This is a genomic window from Longimicrobium sp. (assembly GCF_036554565.1).
In the GTDB taxonomy this organism is placed as follows: domain Bacteria; phylum Gemmatimonadota; class Gemmatimonadetes; order Longimicrobiales; family Longimicrobiaceae; genus Longimicrobium.
Genome location: NZ_DATBNB010000130.1, coordinates 1 through 5,208, shown reverse-complemented (window position 1 = coordinate 5,208; position 5,208 = coordinate 1). Strand labels below are relative to the sequence as shown.

Sequence of the window (5,208 nt, the reverse complement as noted above, 5' to 3'; positions counted from 1 at the left end):
GATCGAACTGTAGGGAGCCGGGAGACGGACCGGGGGACGGGACCGGCGCCGCCGCCGGTCCCGGATTTGCTCCGGGTGGCCGCGCCACACCGTTCGGATGGACGGTTCGGAAAACGGAGGAGATGGACCGTGACCGACACTGCCCGATCCAGCGGATCCTCGAAGAAGTACGGGCTGGCCGGCATCCCGCGCTGGATGCTGGCGCTGCTTCCGCTGATCCTCATCGCCGGCATCGCCCTCGCGCGCTCCACCGCGGGCGTGTCTCGCGCCTTCGCGCCGGCCGCGGGCGTCCCCGACAGCCTGCGCGAGCTGCGCGTGGCTGCCCCGCGCACCCCCCGGCTCGTGAAGACGCCATACCTGGAGCGGGTGGTCGAAAAGAAGGCCGATCCGCGCGAGATCCTCTGCGACCAGATGGTGGCGCGCTACAACATCACCAACACCATGGCGCGGATGGTCTACGACGCCGCCGCCGAGGTAGGGCTGGACCCGGAGCTGGGCTTTCGCCTGGTTCGCGTGGAAAGCGTGTTCGATCCGGGGGCGGTGGGGCAGGGCGGCGCCGCGGGGCTGGTGCAGATGATGCCTGGCACCGCGCGCAGCATCAATCCCGAGATCGACACCAGCCGCGAGCTGATGGACCCCAACACCAACATGCGGCTGGGCTTCGGCTACCTGCGCGAGATGATCGAGCGCTACGACAAGTACGGGAACGACGCGGTGCGCCTGGGCGTCATCGCCTACAACCGCGGCGAAATCGCCGTCGACCGTGCGCTCAAGCGGGGAAAGGACCCCGAGAACGGCTACGGCGCGCGGGTCCTGGGTCCTCGTGCCCACGGCGGGCGCAGCTACCAGGGGAAGGGCGTCGGCCCTCTGCCGGCCGATTCCGCCGCGAGCAAGTAGGCCGGGCACCCTCCGGGGCACCCGGCCTCCGTCGTCCACGGGTCAGTAGCGTCCGCCCCGGTCGGGCGAGGCGTCGCGGATTTCCTGCTTCAGCGCGTCCACGCGGCGCGACACGACGCTGCGTTCCGGGAGGTGATCCGAAAGTGCGGTGAGCACGTCGTCCGCGCGGTCGGCGACGGCGGTGGCGCGGCACTCGATGGCGTTCTGCTGGATCTGCCGGGCCAGCGTGCGCGCGCGTCCCTTTTCCGGCTCCATCACGAACAGCCCCGTGTGCGTTTCCGACGCCGACGCCAGGTTGCCCAGCTCGTACGCCTGCGCCTGCATCTGCACGCACTCGCGGCCCCAGTACGGCGGGTGCGCGCCGCCGGGCCGGTCGTCGTAGTCCGGCCGGTCCGGGTATCCGCCGCCGGCCTGCTCCTCGTGCGGAAACACCAGGGCCATGTACACGATGGCTGTCGCCTGCGTGGGCGTGAGAGTCCCTCGCCGCGGGCCGGGGCCCAGCAGCTCCGACCAGGTCTGCTCGATGGCGCGGGACTGCTCCCGCGTCAGCCGGTTGGGGTTGTAGCCGTAGTACCGCACGGCGCGGTCGATCATCCGCTCGGAGCGGCTGCCGCGCCACTGCGCGGTGGACGACAACTGCGCGTCGGCGGACTGCGGCGAGGCCAGCGCCAGCAGGGCGGCGGCGGCGAAGACCAGGGTGCGGAATCGGGGCATCGGGGTGTCTCGCTGTCATGCTTCCATGGAGCGCCGGAGCGGCGCGGGCGGCGGCTGTCCCTCCGCCGTCGCCTGGTTAAATGAGCAACCGGAGCGCCCGGGCGTGGGTTTCCGCCGCAAGTGATTGCGCATCAACACGCTGCCCTGCGTGCGTCCGTCGATTTGGACCTGCGCATCTGTCTACCCCTGATGACAGGCACGGCGGCGGAACGCACGGGCGCAGGGGACAGCACCAACTTCCACCAGACTCAGAATCCATGGCCCAGACCGATCCCGATGAACTGAAGCGTGAGTTGGAGGCCGCCGCGGCGGGGCTCACGTACGGCAGCGAAGCCGATCGCCCCTTCTCGTTCTTCTTTCTCCCCGGCGCTGGCGACGAGCCGCCCGGCGTGGAGGAATTCGCGCGGCTCCTCTGCGAGCCGAACGGTTCGCCGGCCGAGGAGCGCTCGCTGGACCACTTCTTCGCCGGCCACACGGAAACCAGCGATCCGTGGGACGCCCAGGCGCAGGTCATCCGCCCGCGCTATGAGGCGCTGCGCGAGCTGCTCCGCATGCGGCTGCGCGGCGCCACGGTGTACCGGCTGGGAAAGATCGAGGTTCGCTGCTACGTCGTGGGGGGAGACGGGAACGGGAACCTGGCCGGGCTGGAAACGGTGGCGGTCGAGACCTGACGGTTGCACGTAAGATGATACCTCGAAACGAGATACGTCCGGTGTAGGGGGTTGAATTCCGGTGTCGGGAATGGTATCTTCATCGCCTATCCCTGACGGGTTCCGCGCCTCCGATCGGAGGCGCGATCCTATTCGCCCCCCTTGCCGGAATCCCCATGAGCCTTTCGACGCTGCGTGTCTTCGGGGCCGCAATCCTTGGCGCGGTGCTGCTGTCGGCCTGTTCGCGGGACGAGGTGACCGCGCCCGCGGCGGGCGGCGCCCGCATGGACCTCCAGGCGGCTGCGGCCACCGGGCTGGTCATCAACGAGGTGATGCCCAACCCCAACGCGGTGCTCGACGATTTCGGCGAATGGTTCGAGGTGTACAACCCCGGATCGGCGGACGTGGACCTGAAGGGGTACACGCTGGCCTCGGCCAACGACGCGGCGTACGTGATCCCCGTCAGCGTGGTGGTTCCCGCGGGCGGGTTCGTGGTGCTGGCGCGCAGCGGCGACGTCACCAGGAACGGCGGCCTCAACGCCACCCACGCCTACCGCTCCACCTTTACGCTCGCCAACGGCACCACCGACTGGCTGGCCCTGCGCGACGCGTCGGGCGCCTCGGTAGACTCGGTGGCCTGGGGCACGGCGTCGCCGCCCACGGGCGCCTCGCGCGGCGTGGTGAACGCCGCCGCCGACAACGTGGTGATGAGCGGGGCCAACTGGTCCACCGCCACCACCACGTACGGCCTGGGCGACAAGGGCACCCCCGGCGCGGTGAACGACGGCTCCACCACCACCCCGCCGCCGCCGCCCCCCTCCACGGGGACCGGCGCCATCGTGATCAACGAGATCCTGGCCGATCCCAACGCCGTGCTCGACGCCGACGGCGAGTGGTTCGAGGTGGTCAACCGCACCGCGGCGCCGGTGAGCCTGCAGGGATGGAAGATCGTGTCGCGCGGCGACGCGGGGCACACCATCACCGCCGCCGTGACCGTGCCGGCCAACGGCTACCTGGTGCTGGGGCGCAACGACAACTCCGCGACGAACGGCGGCGTGGCCGTGGGCCACGTCTTCGCGAACGTGAACCTGGGCAACAGCTCCGACCACCTGGTGCTCAAGGATGGCGCCGGGGCCACCGCCGACTCGGTGGACTGGGCCGTCACCGCCCCCCGCGGCGCCTCGCGCTCCGTGATCGACGCGGCGGCCGACAACACCGACGCCGGCGCGGGCACCAACTGGTTCACCTCGACGGCCTTCTTCGGCGCGGGCGGCGACAAGGGCACGCCGGGCGCTGCCAACAGCTCCAGCGGCGGGGCCGGCCAGCCGGGGGTGGTGGCCTCCATCAGCATCAGCATCAACACGCCGCGTTCGGTTCCGGCGGGCTACACCAAGCCGGCGTTCCCCACGGCGCGCGACGCCTTCAACACGGTCGTCTCGCCGCCCCCGGCGTACACGTGGACCACGTCCGACGCCTCGGTGGCCGTCGTGGACTCCATGGGCTACATCACCGGCGTTTCGGCCGGCACGGTAACCGTTACCGCGACCGCCCCCAACGGCGTGTCGGGCACGGCGCAGATCACGATCCTGCCCGGCACGGCGTCCACCCCGGCCGTCTACCGCAACCACGTGGAGTTCGGCACACCCGCGGCGACCGGCGTGCTGCTGAGCAAGCCGCAGTTCGCGGCCTCGTACAGCGAAACGCGCGGCGGGCCCAACTGGGTGAGCTGGAACATCAACGCCACGCAGTTCGGCGCCGCGCCGCGCTGCGACTGCTTCAGCGCCGACCAGACGCTCCCCTCGGGCACCTACCGCGTGGTGGACTTCGACTACCGCAACGGCGGGTACGACCGTGGCCACATGGTCCAGTCGGAAAGCCGCACGACCACGGACCAGGAGAACGCCAGCACCTTCCTGCTGACGAACATCCTTCCGCAGGCCGGTGAGAACAACCAGGGCCCCTGGAGCAAGTTCGAGAACCACCTGAACGACCTGGCCCGCCAGCAGGGCAAAGAGATCTACGTGGTCGCCGGCGGCGAGTACTCGGCCAACCCGGCCACTCTCAAGGGCCAGGGCCGCGTGCAGATTCCCGAGTGGACCTGGAAGGTGGCGGTGGTGATGGACGGCGGCGAGGGGCTGAACGACGTGCGCGGCACGGGCGACGTGCAGGTGCTGGCCATCCGCATGCCCAACGACACGGCCGCCGCCCGCGGGATGCGCAACAACGCGTGGGAGATGTACGCGGTGACGGTGGACCAGATCGAGGCGCGCACCGGCTACGACCTGCTCGACAAGCTTCCGAACGCCATCGAGCGCATCGTCGAGGCCAACGACCGCGCCCCGGTCGCGGCCACGGACGGGCCGTACATCGGCATCGAGGGCTCGTCGGTCACGCTGGACGCCTCGGGCAGCACCGATCCGGATGGCGACGCGCTGACCTACGCGTGGAGCTTCGGCGACGGCGCCACCGGCACGGGCGCCCGCCCGGTGCACGTCTACACGGACAACGGCACCTACCCCGTGTCGGTGATCGTGAGCGACGAGTACGGCGCGGCCGATACGGCCACCACGGTGGTGACGGTGATGAACGCGGCGCCCACGGTGGCGGCGTTCAGCGGCGCGGCGCTGCTGCAGGGCGAGAGCTACTCGGCGGCGGGCTCGTTCGCCGACGCGGGCGACGACACCTTCACCGCCATCGTGGACTACGGCGACGGCTCGGGCCCGCGTGCGCTGGCGCTGGATGGCGGGACGTTCGCCCTCGCGCACCGCTACACGTCGGCCGGCATCTACACGGTAACGGTGCGGGTGACCGATGACGACGGCGGCGAGGGCGTGCGCACCTCGACGGTCGCGGTGCAGTCGCCGGAGCAGGGCACGGCCGCGCTGATCAACGCGGTGCAGAACGCCCACCTGCAGCGCGGCGAAGAGATTTCGCTGGTCGCCAAGCT

General features: G+C 70.7%; 4 protein-coding genes. 3 read left to right on the top strand and 1 reads right to left on the bottom strand.

What is annotated here, in order from left to right:
- The first annotated feature begins 129 nt into the window (after nt 1–129).
- Complete coding sequence (locus VIB55_RS03455; protein WP_331875272.1) at nt 130–897, top strand: transglycosylase SLT domain-containing protein; 768 nt, start codon at nt 130–132, stop codon at nt 895–897.
- 42 nt (nt 898–939) lie between these two features.
- On the opposite strand, the gene VIB55_RS03450 is transcribed toward VIB55_RS03455, so the two are convergent.
- Entirely contained in the window at nt 940–1,611 is a 672-nt protein-coding gene (locus VIB55_RS03450) for a hypothetical protein (RefSeq protein WP_331875271.1), read from the bottom strand.
- Between the two features lie 257 nt (nt 1,612–1,868).
- Between VIB55_RS03450 and VIB55_RS03445 the strand changes: the two genes are divergently transcribed.
- Together VIB55_RS03445 and VIB55_RS03440 are read left to right on the top strand one after the other, a co-directional pair.
- Complete coding sequence (locus VIB55_RS03445) at nt 1,869–2,282, top strand: nuclease A inhibitor family protein (protein ID WP_331875270.1); 414 nt, start codon at nt 1,869–1,871, stop codon at nt 2,280–2,282.
- A gap of 155 nt (nt 2,283–2,437) precedes the next feature.
- The coding region (locus VIB55_RS03440) for a DNA/RNA non-specific endonuclease (RefSeq protein WP_331875269.1) at nt 2,438–5,208 on the top strand (2,771 nt) is incomplete at its 3' end.

Coding starts and splice junctions, on each gene's coding strand:
- VIB55_RS03450 (WP_331875271.1), bottom strand. CDS start 1,611: ATGCCCCGATTCCGCACCCTGGTCTTCGCCGCCGCCGCCCTGCTGGCG.
- VIB55_RS03445 (WP_331875270.1), top strand. CDS start 1,869: ATGGCCCAGACCGATCCCGATGAACTGAAGCGTGAGTTGGAGGCCGCC.